We start from the raw sequence: 15,821 nt of genomic DNA on the forward strand, positions 1-15,821 counted from the left end.
GAAAAAATTTCCATGAACCATCCCAATCACGAATACATTCTGTCGCACCACGTATTGCTTGCCAAATGTTACGCACAAAAAGGCGACGAACCTCAGATGGTACGCAATCTCCAATTTGTCAGGGAGAACAAACCTGAACTTTTACCCAGTCTCCGGGAGGACCCTGCTTTCACCAAATACCGGCACCTCGCCCTCTTTCGATGAAGGGCCGGCGCAAGCAAAGCTTCACTGTTTTCAATATTTTGATGGACTTTGGACTCTAAATAAAATTTGACACAACTGGTCAATAAATGATTAGATGCTGGAAAGTTAATCATAAAAGTGTAATCTTTTGATCAACCGGACAGATCTGTGACCGCCCTAAAAGGAGGTTAGGATGTTTGACAATGTTAGGAACCGCCGCCCAGTCCAAACTGTTTCCCGTCTTCTGGGCCTCTTTCTTATGTCCAGCTTGTTTTTTGCCAATGTGGGGCTCGCAGAAAAGTCGGCCTGTGAAGAAGCTGCAAAACAGTTGCGGGGAAACCTGCAAACCACCCAGGCGCAGGGAGGGGTCTGGGGTTATATGGAAAAAGCCACCTCTCTTAGAGGAGAGTCGATGATTGGCTTCCAGGTGGACAGCAAACTGGCCCGGCTGGTGACCCACTGGGATACCCTGTGCGGGAAAAACAATCCGCCTTCGCAGGAAACGTTCAACATCATTGCCTCCAATCTGGATCTGGCCCGGCAAATCGTCAATAAAACCCCCGGCCGCACCCCACCTCAGGAACTCATGAAAATGATTCAGGCGCTCAACCAAAGTCTCGACAAGGCTTACGGCCAACTGGGACTGTGATCAGAGACGCGGTATGATCAAAGAAGGCAGCAAAGCGCCCGATTTCACGGCTCCCGATCAAAAAGGCAACAAGGTCAAGCTGAGTTCCTTCCGAGGCAAAAAGAACGTTGTTCTTTATTTCTACCCCAAAGACATGACCCCGGGTTGCACCACGGAGGCCTGCGATTTCAGGGACCTCCACCAAAAATTCAAAAACACGCAGGTGCTTGGCGTCAGCGTCGACTCCCCGGAACGCCACCAGAAATTCATCGAAAAATACGACCTGCCCTTCACCCTCATCAGCGACGAGGACAAGAAGGTTGTGCAGAAATACGGAGTGTGGCAAGAAAAGAAACTCTATGGCAAGACTTTCATGGGCATCGTGCGCAGTACCTTCCTGATTGACAAAGAGGGCGTCGTACGGAAAATCTGGCCCAAAGTGAAAGTCAAGGGCCACGCCGAAGAAGTTCTGGAATCTCTCAAGGAATTGAAGTAGTCCTCACTTATTCCCCTTCATCAGCTTTTCGATCTCGGCAACTCGCTTTGGCACGGACTGCGACAGATTGCGGCATCCCTTTTCCGTGATCAACAGGTTGTCCTCAATGCGGATGCCGATTTCCTGATCAAAGCTTTTTCCATTCAACCTGATCTTGAACTGGCCATACAGGCCGGGCTCGTTGCTGATCAGCCAACCCGGCTTCATGGGCTGCACCGCATAATTGCGGAACGGGTCGCCGTCGTGCTCCTGTTCGCCGATGAGATGGCTCACCCCATGTGGACGTTCCTTGTACTTGAGTTTGCATTTTCCGCCCTCATCAAGGAAATCTTTTTTAAGGTAATAATTTACCGTATCCCAGCAAAGTTCGTTGAGTTCCTGGATGGTCCGTCCGGCACATGCCTGTTTCTCCACTTCCAACTGCGCTTTCAACACAATCTCGTAAAGAAGTTTCTGCAACGGATTGTACTTTCCGGATGCGGGAACGGTTCTGCTGATATCCGCGTGCATGGTCATCCAGCGCACGCCGAAATCCAATAGAACCATCTCCTGTTTCTTCACCGGATCGTCGTTCTTCACATAATGTAGAACGGTGGCGTTGTGACCGGAGGCGATGATGGAGGGAAAACTCAACCCGTACGGCGACCGCATGAGCATCTGTCCTTCGATGAACCCCTGGATCTCGTATTCGGTTTTGAACCCGCGGAATCGCGCCAGCGTTTCCTTGAACGCCGCCGCCGTCAGGCGGTTCGCCTTCAGCGTGTTCTCCACATCGTACTTGTCCAGCGGCAGGCGCAGATCGAAATGAGTTTCCATAATATTGTGCAGAGCCCCCTTGGGCGCCTTCCATTTGCGCAACATGCGCTCGACCTGTTGTTTGAAATTCCAGTTGTGGTCGGACTTGATGGTGGTCCGCTTGCCGTTGCGGATGCCTTCCAGCCAGAACGCGCCGACTTTTTTCTCCGGTTGCTTCAGAAAGCGCTCCTTGAATACCGCTTCGAAATCGTCGATATCCCGAACATCTTTCACCCCGGTCACACGTTTGGCCTCGTTCACACTTTTCGGGTCGCCCACCCCAAACCGGATGCCGTCCCAAAACTCCTTGCTCGGGTCCTTTCTCTTCACAAACAGGATTTCATCCGATTCCTTCGAATGGGGATCGAGCAAAAAGATCACTTCCGTCTGGTTGACGCCGGTCAGGTACATGAGGCTGGGTTCCTGGTAAGTCGGCACGAAGGCGTACGTCCAGAGCGTTTCCTGGCCCGGACCATATGGAACGCCCGTCAACACCATCAACATGTTTTCCGCATCCATCAATTTTTTACGGCGCTCCCGGAAGCGGCGCTTGGCGTATGCCCCCGCGCCGCCGTCGCGAAAAATGCCGGAATAGATTTTTTTACCGTCTCTCTGCATCATAAAATTAAAACCCCGCTGTGACCGCGAATAAATCAGTTAGCATTTGCAATATGAGTAAGTATTATTATATTCATAGGAACAGGAATCGAAACCCCCCTTCTGAAATTTCCGGAAAAACTGGAAACTTCATTTGCTATGTGCGGACGCTACAGCCTGACCAAATCGGTGAAAACCCTTCAAGAGCATTTTGAAGCCATCCCGGTGGGTGTGACTCACCAGGCGCGTTACAACATCGCACCCAGCCAGATTCTGCCCGTTGTTGTGGCTGAAAACGGGGAACGGCAACTGCGTCCCATGCGCTGGGGACTGTTACCCTCGTGGGCAAAGGACGAAAAGCTGGGACACAAGCTCATCAACGCGCGCGCCGAAACGGTGCACGAAAAGCCCAGCTTCAAAACCGCGTTCCGTTCCACCCGCTGTCTGGTTCCCGCCGACGGGTTTTACGAATGGAAACAGGACAACGGCACCAAAACGCCGCAATATATCTTTTTGCAGGACGGCGGCCTGTTTGCCTTTGCGGGATTGTGGTCCACCTGGAACGGCCCGAAAGGCCCGGTGGACACCTTCACCATCATCACGACGGAAGCCAACCGGCAATTGCAGGCCCTTCACCACCGCATGCCGGTGATCCTGAATCCGGAAAGCTACAGCGATTGGCTCAACGCATCCACTTCATCCCAGGACTTAAAAACGTTGTTGCGTCCGTTGGCCGGCAACGCACTCGGATTTCATGCGGTCACCACTCTGGTCAATTCACCGAAAAACGATGTCGCGGATTGCCGGAAACCGCTCACGAACTGAACCGGCTTCCTGTTCACGGACGTTGCAGTATCGCCAGCCACTCCTTGCCCTTGCGTTTTTCGATGGAATCTTCGCACTTTTCCAGGTTACGGATGGAAAACCGTTCGCTGAAATGATGGAGAATGTCGTCCGCAGTGGTGTTGAACGGCGGTCCGCCTTTTTCTCCAGTCTCATAAAACAACCCGATCAGCAATCCGCCGGGTTTCAGGATGCGGCAGGCAACGTCCACATAACTGGAGCGCAAATCGGGATGAATGGCGCAGAAGAACGTCTGTTCCAGGAACACATCGTAATGCGCATCGTGTTCCCCGTTCAGCGAAAAAAAATCCGAGTGCACCACCCTTGCGTCCACTCGGGCATTTTTCAGGTGGGTGCGGAGTCGCTCCACCGCGCCGGGGGCGACATCCACCGCCGTCACATCCATTCCGTTCCCTGCAAAGAACTTCACCTCGTGGCCCTGCCCGCATCCGGGAACGATCATGCGACCTTTCGTCACGCGTCCGTCTTCCCACAAACGTACGAAGGGAGGAGCGACCTCGCCCAGGTCCCAAGGCATGTCGTTGTCGTCGTAATGCTTCTGCCAGTCAGCGTGCGTGTAGCCGTCGCCGGTCAAGTCTTCCAGTTCTTCGCTCATGATTTGGCATCCTTTGCACAGCGGAAGCCGACGTTGATATAGCGCGTGTCCGGCTCCTTGTAATCGCGGTAGGCGTGCGCCTGCAACTCCGGCGGTCCGCCCCATCCGCCATCGCGCACCGACTTTAACTTCCCCGCATCGGGACCCCGCGGATTTTTCGCCGGAGCCGTTTTGTAATAGTCGCGGCTGTACCAGTCGGATACCCACTCCCACACATTGCCCGTCATGTCGTATAGGCCGAAAGCATTGGGCTTGCGCTGGCCCACCGGCTGGGCGCGCCCGCCGGAATTGTTGCCGTACCACGCGTAAAAATCGATCAGATCCTTATCCCAGTAATACGTGGTCTGCGTGCCGCCTCGCGCCGCTTTTTCCCATTCCGCCTCAGTGGGAAGACGCTTTCCCACCTTGCTGCAATAGGAAACGGCCTGGAAGTACCTCACTTTCTCCACCGGACACAGTGAACAATCCTTGAAATAACTGGGGTTCTCTTTCATCACCTCCAGATACTGCAGCTGCGTCACCTCGTAAACATCAATATAAAACGCATCCAGATACACCTTGTGCGCGGGAGCCTCGTTTTTGTTGACGCCGTTGCGTCCCATCACAAACTCCCCGGCGGGAACTTTTTCCATGGTGGAAAGCCTTTTCAGTTCTTTTTCTTCAAATTCTTTTTTCTGGCGAAGCAGTTCCAAAGCTTTCAGGGGATCCATGGCCTGGGCCGCCGGAACCAGCGGCAGGAGCCCCAACAGGCCACACAGCATTCCCAGTATCAATATCGATCCACGTGCGTTCACAGAATCCACCCGCTTTCCTTGAAATGGTCCACTATAAACGAAATGGCCGACTGCGCCATGGCTTCCACCGCCTCCTTGGCGTTGCCCCCAATGTGCGGCGTGGCGAACAGGTTGGGACAGGCCAGCAGTTCCGCATCCTCCGGCGGTTCCTGTGCGAACACATCGAGCGCCGCCCCGGTGATGTCCCCTGCGGTGAGGGCACGCTTGAGGGCCTTCTCGTCCACCACTTCACCGCGGCTGGTGTTCACCAGAAACGCCGACGGTTTCATTTCCCGAAACGCCCAGGCGTCCATCAGGTTCCGCGTCTCGTCGGTCAAAGGGACATGCAGGGTGACGATGTCCGACTCCTGGATCACCGTGTCAAAACCCACCTGCTGGGCTCCCATCTCAGCACAGAACGAATGCTTGTTCAGAATATCACGAACGAGGATGCCACAGTCAAACGGTTGCAGAAGACGCACTACGTCGGAACCGATGTGGCCACAGCCAATAACCCCGACGGTTTTCCCTTCCAGCATAACGCCCCCTGCTTTTTCCCACCGTCCCTGCTTGAGCTCATTTCCCGTCCAGAACACGTTGTGGCACAGGCCCAGAATGAAGGTCATGGCCAGTTCCGCAGCCGAGCGCCGGTTGACGCCCGCTTTCCAGCCCAGGCGCACCCCCCGCTGTTCCATCGCCGGGATATCCAGATTATCCAAACCGACGCCATACTTGGCGACAAGACGGAGTTGAGGCAATGCCGCGATCACCTTTTCGGTCAGGGGATCGCGGCCGATCAATAATGCCTCCACTCCATCGCAAAACCCAATCAGTTCGTTTTCGGTAAGGTATCGGCCGGAATCATTGAATCGCGCATCGGGAAACAGGTTGGAAATACTCTTGCGCAGGAAGGGGGATTTGCTGATCGCGGGGGGAGTCACAGCCACGCGGGATGTATTCCCGGAAGTCATCAGCGCACCAGTTGATGAACGATGGAGGTGCCGGCCAGGAAGGTTCCGGCGGCGGACCCCAGGTTGGCGAAAAAGAAGATGAGAAACACCCGCACCACGCGGTTTTTCCACCACATGGACCACTTCGCAATGTCTGACCGCATGGACTCGAAATCTGCAACCCGAGGCTTGCGGATGAAGGACTCGACAATACCCACCACCATACCGGCTCCGATGGTGGGGTTGAGCGAGGTGATCGGCGCCGCGACGAACGCGGTGAGAATGGACAAGGGATGCGCGAACGCCAGCGCCGCACCCAGCGCGCTCAGGCTGCCGTTCAACACCACCCAGGTGAGGATGAGATCAATGCCCAACTCCGGCGAACGCATGTAGCCCACGGCGAACATGCTAATGATGAACAGACCGATGCCCCAGCCGACGTAATACCCCACTCGGCCGGGAGGCGGCTTTCGATCCAATGACTCCACCATTTCGCTGTCCGGTGGCGACTCGAAGGCCGGGACCATGCCGATCAGGTGGCCGGCGCCGACGAGGGCCAGAATGTTCTTCGGTGCATCGGGGGTCTCCGCGAGCTTCACCAGTTTTCCCACCATGTACTGGTCGCGTTCGTCGATCAGCACTTCCTTTATCTCCGGCAACTCCTCACCGAATTCTTCCACCAGCGACTGCAACATGTCGCCTTCTTTCAGATTTTCGATCTGTTCTTCCGTGACCTCTTCACCGACAAAAATGCTGGCGATCATGCCGCCGACCAGTTTCAATTTCTGCCAGAACCCCACCCGCCGGTACATGCGCTGGAGGGTGGTGGTGATATCGCGGTCGATCACCTCCAGCCGCAGATTGTGCTCCGTGGCGAGATCAATGGCCCGCGCCATTTCCTTTCCCGGCTCGATACCCAGCTTGTCCGCCAGCCGCCTCTGGTAGGCCGAAAGCGCCAGGTTGATGAGCAACAACGAGCCCTTACCGCTTTTCAGGATCTGGTAAATGTCGAGGTTTTTCCACCACGACTGGTTGACCATGTTTTCGTATCGGGGCGGGCACAATTCGACCGCAACACAGTCGTAATCGCCGGTGCGGATCTTTTCCTCCACAAGTTCCACGCTTTTCTGCGAAACATGGGCGGTGCCGAGGAGGGTTATCGTGGTGCCGTTGTGCTGGAGGGTTTTGATCACATCTGCATTGGAGGCGGCTTCCACAAATTCGTTTCCTTCACGGGTTGGAGGTGTCGTAAACTGTACCGAAGGCGGCCCTCGCTTTCTGTCTGCGAGCGCCGGCGCCGGAAATCCATCCGGTGTCCGCCGGGCTGGAGATCGTCCGGGGAGGACGCTGGGCTTCCAGGGTTTGAAAACCCAGAATTTTCAGGTCCTTAATGTAACACACTTGCCGAAAACCAAACAATAACGCAATTCCGCATATGCAACCCTTTCAATTGAAAGCCGATTTTTCCCCTTCTGGCCACCAGCCACGAGCCATCGAACAGCTGGTCCGGCAGTACACGGAAGGAGGCCACCAGACCCTGCTTGGCGTCACGGGGTCCGGAAAAACCTACACCATCGCCAACGTGGTTGAAAAACTCCAGCGGCCGACCCTAGTGATCGCCCACAACAAAACCCTTGCCGCCCAGTTGTACAACGAGTTCAAGGATTTTTTCCCTGACAACGCAGTGGGCTACTTCGTCAGTTATTACGACTACTACCAGCCGGAAGCGTACCTGCCCACCACCGACACCTACATCGAGAAGGACGCCTCGATCAACGACGAGATCGACAAGATGCGCCACGCGGCCACACACGCTTTATTCGAACGACGGGATGTTCTGATCGTCGCCAGTGTTTCGTGCATCTACGGCCTTGGTTCTCCGGAGGCGTACCACGGGATGCTGTTGTTTCTGGAACGGGGCATGGAAACCGACCGCGAGCGGGTCTTGCGCAAGCTGGTCGATATCCAGTACAAACGCAACGACATTGATTTCCAGCGCGGCACCTTTCGCGTGCGTGGGGATATCGTCGAAATCCTGCCGGTGTACGAACGCAACGAGGCGGTGCGCATCGAGTTCTTTGGCGACGAAATCGAACGGCTCTCCACGTTCGATCCCCTGACGCTCGAGACGCTGAACGAAATCGATCGCATCGCCATCTACCCGGCCAGCCACTACACCACGCCGAAAGACCAGCTGGAACGGGCCATCTCCGACATCCAGGACGAACTGCGCGAGCGCATCCAGTATTTCCGCAGTCAAAACCTGCTGATTGAGGCCCAGCGAATCGAACAGCGCACCATGTTCGATCTGGAGATGATCCGCGAGATCGGATACTGCCAGGGTATCGAAAACTATTCCCGGCACTTGATGGGACGCGAGCCCGGAAGCCCGCCGCCCACCCTTCTTGATTACTTTCCGGACGACGCCCTGTTCGTGATCGACGAAAGCCACGTCACCATCCCGCAATTGCACGGAATGTACAAGGGCGATCGTGCACGCAAGGAAACGCTCATCCGCTACGGTTTCCGTTTGCCCTCGGCTTTCGACAACCGGCCGCTGAAGTGGGAGGAGTTTTCGGCACGGCACAACAGCCTGGTTTATGTCAGCGCCACGCCCGGTCCCTACGAACTGGAGCAGTCCAGGGACAAGGTGGCCGAATTGATCGTGCGGCCGACCGGACTGGTCGACCCGCTAATTGAAGTGCGTCCGGTGAGCGGACAGGTGGACAACCTGTACCATGAAATTGTTCAACGCGCCGAGCGCGACGAAAGGACACTGGTCACCACCCTCACCAAGCGCTTCGCCGAAGATTTGACCGAACACTTCACCGAAATGGGATTGAAGGTCAAGTACCTGCATTCGGACATAGTGACCATCGAGCGCATCCAGATCATCCGCGAGTTGAGGCTGGGCGAGTTCGACGCATTGATCGGCATCAACCTCCTGCGCGAAGGGCTGGACATCCCCGAGGTGTCCCTGATCGCGATTCTCGACGCCGACAAGGAAGGGTTTCTGCGTTCCGCCACCTCGCTCATCCAGACGTCAGGCCGCGCCGCGCGCAACCTTTCTGGGCACGTCATCATGTACGCCGACAAGGTGACCCCCGCCATGCAGCAGGCGATTGGCGAAACCAAGCGCCGCCGCGCCATCCAGACCGAGTACAACGAACAGCACGGCATCACGCCCACGTCCATTCAAAAATCGATCAAGGACACGATGGGTGACTGGGAACGGCACACGGTGGTACCCATGGTGCAGGAAGAGGAGGAAGAATACATGGCCGGCGGCAATGTGCTGGACTTCATCGCGCAGCTGGAAAAGCGCATGCACACCCACGCGAAGAATCTGGAGTTCGAAAAGGCGGCGGAGTTGCGTGACCGCATCAAAACGCTTCGGCAGAAAGAACTGGAATTCGGTTCCTGATTCCAAAGGGAATGCGGTGGTCAGATGTCCTTCACCGCACGTCCGGATTCCCGACTGGTGCCCGCCATTTCCGGAGGCAGGCCATCGGGCGTAGAGGGTTTGTCCAGCGTATTGACCTTGTTATAAGCTTCAATGATCTTGCGTACGAGAGGAGCGGCCACCTTGCCCCCGGACCCTCCGTGCTCGAGGATTACCGCCACACCGATTTTGGGATTGTCATACGGTGCATACCCGACGAACCACGAGTGGTCACGAAACTCAAACGGGATATCTTCTTTCTCCTCATATTTGGTGAGCGCACTCAACGCGACCACCTGGGCGGTGCCCGTCTTTCCCGCCACCTTGATCTTCCGCGAACCCGCGCGCCGGCCGGTGCCTTTCTTGTCATACACCACACCCAGAAGGGCTTTACGGATCACATCCAGCACATGCGTCCTGGGCTGAAGTTGAGCGACCTGTTCCGGCACCGGTGCAGTGAGGACCTGGTTGTCCTTGTCCTTGATCTGCTTGATCAGGATGGGACGGAACAGCTTGCCGCCGTTGGCGATCGCAGAGATCAGCCTCGCCTGTTGAATGGGCGTCACCAGGTTGTAACCCTGGCCGATGGAGGCCGCGATGGTGTCGCCGGGCAACCACAGTCCCCGCTGAGTGGTGGTTTTCCATTTGACGGTCGGCACCAGCCCGGGTCTTTCCCCGTTCATGCGCACCTGGGTGAAATCGCCCAACCCCATCTGCCGCGCGTACTGGGCGATGCGATCCACGCCGAGTTCATAACCGATGTGGTAAAAGAATACGTCGCAGGACTGGACCAGAGCATCGTACAAATTGACCTGCCCGTGCCCGCTCCGTTTCCAACAGTTGAACCGCCCCTTGCGCGGGCCGAAGGAGAAAAAACCCGGACATTTGTATTTCGTGTCTTCCTGGATGATCCCTTCTTCCATCGCCGCGTAAGCGGTCACAATCTTGTAGGTCGAAGCCGGGGGGTAGACCCCGTTCACCGCGCGGTTCTGAAGGGGGTTGTGGGAGGCGGACTGCATCTGTCGCCATTCCTCCAGCGTGATGCCACGCGCGAACAGGTTGGGGTTGAAGTCAGGCTTGCTGACGATGGCGATGACCTCCCCGTTGGTGACGTCCATCACCACTGCCGACCCGACGATGGGGTTTTCCTTCGTACCGGTCATCAGTTTATCAACCACTTTCTGCACTTCGTAATCCAGGGTCAAAACGAGGTTGCGGCCGCTTTGGGGAGGAAGCTTGCGCAGGGTGCGTAATTGGCGACCCGCGACATCCACTTCGATTTCCTTGTAACCCTTTTTGCCAGTCAACTCCGACTCGTAGAACAACTCCAAGCCATACTGCCCGATCATGTCACCCATCATGTAATCGGCATCTTTCATGGCTTCCAGACGCGCTTCGGAAATTTCGCCGAGGTAACCCATGAGGTGGGAAGCAAGATGGTCGTGCAGGTAATTGCGGAGGGGCTCCACCTTGATCTGGACCCCGGGCAGGATACGGTTGTTTTCCTCAATGAACGCCACGACCGTTCGATCGATGTCTGCCCGCACGAGAACCGGTTTGAACGGACGCGACGTACGCGCGTCCTCAAGGACGCGGTCAATATCGAAATCCAAATGACGCTTCAGAGTGCGCAGCGTCTGGTTGAGGTTTCCGGCATCCTCCGGAGTGATATACAGATTGTACGAGGGGCGGATGGAGGCCAGGACCGTGCCATTGCGGTCGAGGATTTTGCCGCGAAACGACGGAAGGGAAACCAGGCGGACGCGATTGTTTTCGGACAGGGTCTCAAAGTTTTCCCCCTTGAGGATCTGCAAATACCACACACGCATCCAAAGGACGAGAAAGCACGCACCAACCAGAATGACGAAAATCCGTACTTTTCTGCGGACTTCCTCGGAAACGTCATGGCTGTACAGGTATTTGCTCACGAACCAGCCCTCACCCGAAACCCGTCAAAAACCGGGCCGCCGGACCCACCGCCGGCGGGCCCAGTTGAAAAGATAAAATGCGGCGACCCCCACAACCGCGTTGTAGATCATGAAGATAATCAGAGAGGGAAAAAAGACGCCGAATGCAAGATGGGCTTTAAATATGAATACGGAAACGAGGTAAAAAATCATCCCATCGAATAAAGATGCAAGCGCGAAGAACGTGCTTGTGGGTCCAAAGCCTTCCAGCACCAGTTTGCTTTTCAAGTTGGCAAACACAAATCCAATGAGCCCTTTTGACAACGTATTGACCCCCAACAGGTCGCCGGATAGGCAGTCCTGAAAAAATCCAAGGGCCACGGCCATGGCCACTCCGGCGTTTTCTTCAAAAATGATCGCACAATACACCGCCAGGATCAAAACCAGATCTGGTCGCACACCGCCCACGGAGACCGTGTCCAAAAGCGTGGTCTGAAGCGTGAACAACAGCAGGAATGTCAACGCGATGCGCCACCACATGATTCAATCCTGGAGAAGGAGGACCAGCACTTCCTCCAACCGGGCGAGGTCCGCGCTGGGAACAATGGTCACTTCCTGGAACAGGCCCTGCGTGGCCTTCTGAACCTGGATCACGCGTCCCAAATGGAGTCCCTTTGGAAACACCCCGCCCAATCCCGAAGACAGCACATCGTCACCCACCTCCACCCCGGCGTTTATCGGTACGTACTTCATTTCACAGGAATCATCCCCGGTGCCCACAACCACCCCGGTGGCGCGATCTGCCTGAAACAGGGCGTCCACGGCACTTCGGCTGTCGGTAATCAGCATAACCTTTGCGGAGTTGTAACCGACCTGAATAATGTGCCCGACCACACCCTGCGCCGTGACCACCGGAAGGTTTTCGCGCAGTCCGTCATTCGACCCCTTGTTTATGACCACGGTCTTCGCCCACTGCGAGGCATCGTAGGCAATGACCGTGGCAACCACCGACGCCACTTTGGCCTCGGCCTGATATTGGGTCAGGTTGTAGATTCGGTTGAGGCGCGCCACCTCCTCTTCCAGTTCGGTTTTTTCCTTGATAAGGGTGTTGATGCGTTTTTTCAGATGTTCGTTTTCCTCCTCCGTCTTGATCAGGAAGAAGTAATCGTCGACGACGCCGGACAGGGCACGGGTGGTGTGGGTGACGGCACCCTGGATGGGGCTGACGATCCAGAGAATGATTTTTTCGAAGAAGGTGGGATGGGCCGACCGCTTGATATTCACCGTCATGAGGAGGAGAGAAACAAAAACGATGGCGGCGAATACGACTGTTTTTTTTCTGTCTTTGAGTCCTTTTTTCACCACGTCACAGGGCGACTTTTTTCAGGAGTTTGGGGTCCGACAGGAGTTTTCCCACTCCGTTGGCCACAGCGGACAGGGGGTCCTCGGCAACCGTCACGGGCAAACCCGTGGCCTCTCGAAGCAGGGTGTCCAGCCCGCGGATCAACGCCCCGCCACCTGCCAGGACAACACCCTTGTCCACAATATCGGCCGCGAGTTCCGGCGGGGTACGCTCCAGCGCGATTTTCACCGATTCGACGATGGTTCCGAAAATTTCCTGCAGGGCTTCGGCAATCTCCTCGTCGGAAATGATGAGTGTTTTGGGAATACCCGCCACCAGGTCGCGTCCCTTGACCTCCATGGTCTGCCGGGGCTCTGTAGGATAGGCAGTGCCGATTTGAATTTTCACGCTTTCTGCGGTGCGTTCGCCAATCAGCAGGTTGTATTTCTTTTTGACGTAATTGACGATGGCCTCATCCATCTCATCCCCAGCCACGCGCACGGATTTGCTGTAGACCGTGCCGGAAAGCGACATGATGGCGACTTCCGTGGTGCCGCCGCCGATATCGATGATCATGTTGCCGGTCGGTTCTTCAATGGGCAAATCCACACCGATAGCCGCGGCCATGGGTTCCTCGATCAGAAACACCTCTCGGGCACCTGCAGAATGGGCGGAATCGCGCACCGCCCGCTTTTCCACCTGTGTCACCCCTGATGGAATGGCAATGATCACCTGCGGCGACACAAAGGTCTTTCGGTTATTATGCACCTTGCGGATGAAGTGGCTGATCATCTGCTGGGTTTCTTCAAAATGGGCGATGACCCCGTCCTTCATCGGGCGGATGGCCTGGATGCTTCCAGGAGCCCGGCCCAGCATTTTCTTGGCCTCTTCCCCCACCGCCAGAATTTCCCTGGTGTGGCTGTTGATCGCCACCACCGAAGGCTCGCGCAGAACGACCCCCCGGCCCTTGACATAAACGAGAGTGTTGGCGGTTCCCAAATCAATGGCGAGATCGTTGGAAAACAGATCGGCGAATAAATTGAACACGCAGCTATCCTGTAGGAATGAGTGAAATCTATGTAAATACTTGTTTTTTAGAACTTAATATATAACAAGCGTTTGCCGAAATTGCAAACAATAAAACGCAGGCATCCGGTCCGCACCCGCACCGGATGCGGTACAATGGCTGGGAAAAGGTGGCAACTCCGCCGGGAATAAAGGCTTGCGAACCCGCAACGGGTTCTATAGTATGACAGGTCGATTTTAACATTATTTTTTAGGGACTTGGAGTTTTTGCATGCTGAATTTGATCCGACAACATGCGGATTCATGGATGATCAAGGGCATCCTGTGGTTGATCGTTCTCGCCTTCGTGGGCACCATTTTCTATTCATGGGGTATGGGTGGACCGGTGCAGGGCCGAAGCGGCCTCCTCGGGACCGTCAACGGAAAGAACATCACCCTCGCAGAGTACGACCGTTCTTTCGAAAACCTGGTCAGCTTCTACCGCGACCAGTTCCAAAGCCGGTTCTCGGAAGACATGATCGAAAAAATGGACCTTAAGAACTCCGCACTCGAGGCCCTCGTCCAGAAAAAGCTTCTGCTCATGGAAGCGGAAAAACAGGGAATTCAGATAAGCGACGCTGAGCTGGCGGACCGTATTCTTACCAACACCAGTTTTCAGAAGGACAATAAATTCAGCCGGGCTCTTTACGACCGGTTCCTCACTTTCAACCGCATGACGGCCCAGGAATTTGAAGCCAACCAGCGCCAGTTCCTCCTGATGGAAAAGGTAGAATCCTTTATTAAAGACAACACGCAGGTTTCGGACGTGGAAATCCAGGAAGCGTGGGCCAAGGAAAACCGCAAGATCAAGATCCAATACGTGGCGTTTTCCAGGGATTACTTCCAGTCACAAATCACTCCCACCGATGAGCAGCTGAAACAATACTTCGAAGCCCACAAACGCGATTTTGAAGTACCCCTTCAAATCAAGGCCCAGTATGTGAAGCTGAGTCCGGCCCAGGTCATCGGGGATATCAAAGTCTATGATGAGGACATCAAGGATTACTACGATGCCAACCAGGCGACCTACCTGGTAAAAAAACGGTATAAAGCCAGGCACATCCTCGTACGAACGGAACTCAACACGCTGGGCGGAGACACGCTGTCCACCGACGAAAAGGAAAAACGCCTGAACGAGTCGGACGCCAAGGCCAAAGCCAAAGCGGAAGATATCCTCAAGCAAATAAAGGAAGGTGGCAAGACCTTTGAAGAAATGGCAAAGGAACATTCCGACGACAAGATGTCCGGCGCCAAGGGGGGAGACTTGGGGCAGTTTCCCAAAGGAACCATGGTTCCGGAATTTGAAGCTGCCCTGGAAACAATGAAACCGGGCGCCATCTCCGGCCCGGTGCAGACCGCGTTTGGTTTTCATCTCATTAAACTGGAGGAAGTGCATCCGCAACGCCTGAAACCTCTGGAGGAAGTGAAGGAGGAGATCGTTGAGAAATTGAAAAAGATGAAAGCGACGCAACGCATACGCCGCATCGCTAAAAAGATCTTCCAGTCCGCGGAGAAGGATCAGGACCTTTCAAGGGCGGCCCAGAAGTATGAGCAGACCACGAAGACCACCGATTTCTTTTCAGGCAAGGATCACGATATTCCCGAAATCGGCGTGGTACCTGAGTTTTTCAATACCGCGTTCACTCTCCAGGACAACGCGGTAAGCAGCCCGGTCAATACGTTTGAGGCGTCCTATCTGCTCAAGGTCATCGAGCGCAAACCACCCTACGTTCCGGATTTTGAAGAGGTGGAAGCGGAGGTAAAAGAAGCCTTCATGGAAAGCCGCCATCTGGAGGTGACGAAGGCAAAGTGGGAAAAGATGGCCCATGAACTCGCCAAGGACGGCAACCTGGAAGCGCTGGCAGAAGCCAACACACTGGTCGTAGAGGAAACACCGTATTTCAGCCAGGTGGACTCCATTCCAGGCATCGGTAATATTCAATCAATCAAAGCCAAAGCTTTCGATACCGAACCGGGAAAAACCACCAGAGGGGAGTCCCCACAAACTTATTACCTGATCAAGGTCGTTGACCTGCAGCAGGCCGACAAACCGAATAAAAAAGAAATTCAACAAACTTACCAGCGTTTGAAACAGGAAAAGGGCAACATTGTGTTCCGCAACTGGCTGGAAAATAAAAAGGCCGAGGCCCGCATCCTGGTGGACAAAACGCTTTTGTAAAAAAC

15 protein-coding genes are annotated in these 15,821 nt (G+C 55.1%); 6 read left to right on the forward strand and 9 right to left on the reverse strand.

What is annotated here, in order from left to right:
• The 3 genes from TX82_RS16560 to bcp all read left to right on the forward strand — a co-directional run.
• The coding region (locus TX82_RS16560) for a hypothetical protein (protein ID WP_042251292.1) at window positions 1-204 on the forward strand (204 nt) is incomplete at its 5' end.
• A gap of 238 nt (window positions 205-442) precedes the next feature.
• On the forward strand, window positions 443-832 hold the full coding sequence (locus tag TX82_RS13195) for a hypothetical protein (RefSeq protein WP_042251295.1): 390 nt from the start codon (window positions 443-445) through the stop codon (window positions 830-832).
• Window positions 833-845: 13 nt separating this feature from the next.
• On the forward strand, window positions 846-1,307 hold the full coding sequence (bcp, locus tag TX82_RS13200; protein WP_005011705.1) for a thioredoxin-dependent thiol peroxidase: 462 nt from the start codon (window positions 846-848) through the stop codon (window positions 1,305-1,307).
• 3 nt (window positions 1,308-1,310) lie between these two features.
• Here the strand turns inward: bcp and TX82_RS13205 are convergent, their stop codons facing one another.
• A complete protein-coding gene (locus TX82_RS13205) occupies window positions 1,311-2,723 on the reverse strand; it encodes an aminopeptidase P family protein (protein WP_005011708.1) in 1,413 nt (470 codons plus the stop codon).
• Between the two features lie 135 nt (window positions 2,724-2,858).
• On the opposite strand from TX82_RS13205, the gene TX82_RS13210 reads away from it, so the two are divergent.
• Complete coding sequence (locus TX82_RS13210; RefSeq protein WP_005011711.1) at window positions 2,859-3,524, forward strand: SOS response-associated peptidase; 666 nt, start codon at window positions 2,859-2,861, stop codon at window positions 3,522-3,524.
• A 13-nt stretch (window positions 3,525-3,537) separates the two neighbouring features.
• Here TX82_RS13210 and TX82_RS13215 read toward each other — a convergent pair whose 3' ends face one another.
• The 4 genes from TX82_RS13215 to TX82_RS13230 are packed head-to-tail and all read right to left on the reverse strand — an operon-like array spanning window position 3,538 to window position 7,098.
• Entirely contained in the window at window positions 3,538-4,158 is a 621-nt protein-coding gene (locus tag TX82_RS13215) for a methyltransferase domain-containing protein (protein WP_005011712.1), read from the reverse strand.
• Entirely contained in the window at window positions 4,155-4,961 is an 807-nt protein-coding gene (locus TX82_RS13220; RefSeq protein WP_005011713.1) for a formylglycine-generating enzyme family protein, read from the reverse strand. The genes TX82_RS13215 and TX82_RS13220 overlap by 4 nt, the downstream gene beginning before the upstream one ends.
• Window positions 4,949-5,878: a phosphoglycerate dehydrogenase gene (locus TX82_RS13225; RefSeq protein ID WP_237100465.1), complete on the reverse strand. Its 930-nt coding sequence runs from the start codon at window positions 5,876-5,878 to the stop codon at window positions 4,949-4,951. The genes TX82_RS13220 and TX82_RS13225 overlap by 13 nt, the downstream gene beginning before the upstream one ends.
• A gap of 23 nt (window positions 5,879-5,901) precedes the next feature.
• Window positions 5,902-7,098 (reverse strand): TraB/GumN family protein, encoded by a 1,197-nt coding sequence (locus TX82_RS13230; protein WP_005011716.1) that lies wholly within the window; start codon window positions 7,096-7,098, stop codon window positions 5,902-5,904.
• Window positions 7,099-7,316: 218 nt separating this feature from the next.
• Here TX82_RS13230 and uvrB point away from each other — a divergent pair, with 218 nt between their 5' ends.
• Window positions 7,317-9,305, forward strand: a complete 1,989-nt coding sequence (uvrB, locus tag TX82_RS13240; RefSeq protein WP_005011720.1) for an excinuclease ABC subunit UvrB — start codon at window positions 7,317-7,319, stop codon at window positions 9,303-9,305.
• 20 nt (window positions 9,306-9,325) lie between these two features.
• Here uvrB and mrdA read toward each other — a convergent pair whose 3' ends face one another.
• From mrdA to TX82_RS13260, 4 genes are read right to left on the reverse strand one after another with little or no spacing between them, the layout of a single operon-like run.
• Window positions 9,326-11,251, reverse strand: a complete 1,926-nt coding sequence (gene mrdA / locus TX82_RS13245; RefSeq protein WP_005011722.1) for a penicillin-binding protein 2 — start codon at window positions 11,249-11,251, stop codon at window positions 9,326-9,328.
• Window positions 11,252-11,275: 24 nt separating this feature from the next.
• Complete coding sequence (gene mreD / locus TX82_RS13250; RefSeq protein ID WP_005011724.1) at window positions 11,276-11,770, reverse strand: rod shape-determining protein MreD; 495 nt, start codon at window positions 11,768-11,770, stop codon at window positions 11,276-11,278.
• 3 nt (window positions 11,771-11,773) lie between these two features.
• Window positions 11,774-12,592 carry a rod shape-determining protein MreC gene (gene mreC / locus TX82_RS13255; protein ID WP_237100466.1) on the reverse strand — a complete coding sequence of 273 codons (819 nt, stop codon included), beginning with the start codon at window positions 12,590-12,592 and terminating at the stop codon, window positions 11,774-11,776.
• A gap of 4 nt (window positions 12,593-12,596) precedes the next feature.
• Complete coding sequence (locus TX82_RS13260; RefSeq protein WP_005011729.1) at window positions 12,597-13,619, reverse strand: rod shape-determining protein; 1,023 nt, start codon at window positions 13,617-13,619, stop codon at window positions 12,597-12,599.
• A 250-nt stretch (window positions 13,620-13,869) separates the two neighbouring features.
• On the opposite strand from TX82_RS13260, the gene TX82_RS13265 reads away from it, so the two are divergent.
• Window positions 13,870-15,816 carry a SurA N-terminal domain-containing protein gene (locus TX82_RS13265; RefSeq protein ID WP_005011731.1) on the forward strand — a complete coding sequence of 649 codons (1,947 nt, stop codon included), beginning with the start codon at window positions 13,870-13,872 and terminating at the stop codon, window positions 15,814-15,816.
• Window positions 15,817-15,821 lie beyond the last annotated feature (5 nt).

The organism is Nitrospina gracilis 3/211, assembly GCF_000341545.2.
Taxonomy (GTDB): domain Bacteria; phylum Nitrospinota; class Nitrospinia; order Nitrospinales; family Nitrospinaceae; genus Nitrospina; species Nitrospina gracilis.

Coding starts and splice junctions, on each gene's coding strand:
- TX82_RS13265 (WP_005011731.1), top strand. CDS start 13,870: ATGCTGAATTTGATCCGACAACATGCGGATTCATGGATGATCAAGGGC.
- TX82_RS13205 (WP_005011708.1), bottom strand. CDS start 2,723: ATGATGCAGAGAGACGGTAAAAAAATCTATTCCGGCATTTTTCGCGAC.
- mreD (WP_005011724.1), bottom strand. CDS start 11,770: ATGTGGTGGCGCATCGCGTTGACATTCCTGCTGTTGTTCACGCTTCAG.
- uvrB (WP_005011720.1), top strand. CDS start 7,317: ATGCAACCCTTTCAATTGAAAGCCGATTTTTCCCCTTCTGGCCACCAG.
- bcp (WP_005011705.1), top strand. CDS start 846: ATGATCAAAGAAGGCAGCAAAGCGCCCGATTTCACGGCTCCCGATCAA.
- TX82_RS13195 (WP_042251295.1), top strand. CDS start 443: ATGTCCAGCTTGTTTTTTGCCAATGTGGGGCTCGCAGAAAAGTCGGCC.
- TX82_RS13215 (WP_005011712.1), bottom strand. CDS start 4,158: ATGAGCGAAGAACTGGAAGACTTGACCGGCGACGGCTACACGCACGCT.
- TX82_RS13210 (WP_005011711.1), top strand. CDS start 2,859: ATGTGCGGACGCTACAGCCTGACCAAATCGGTGAAAACCCTTCAAGAG.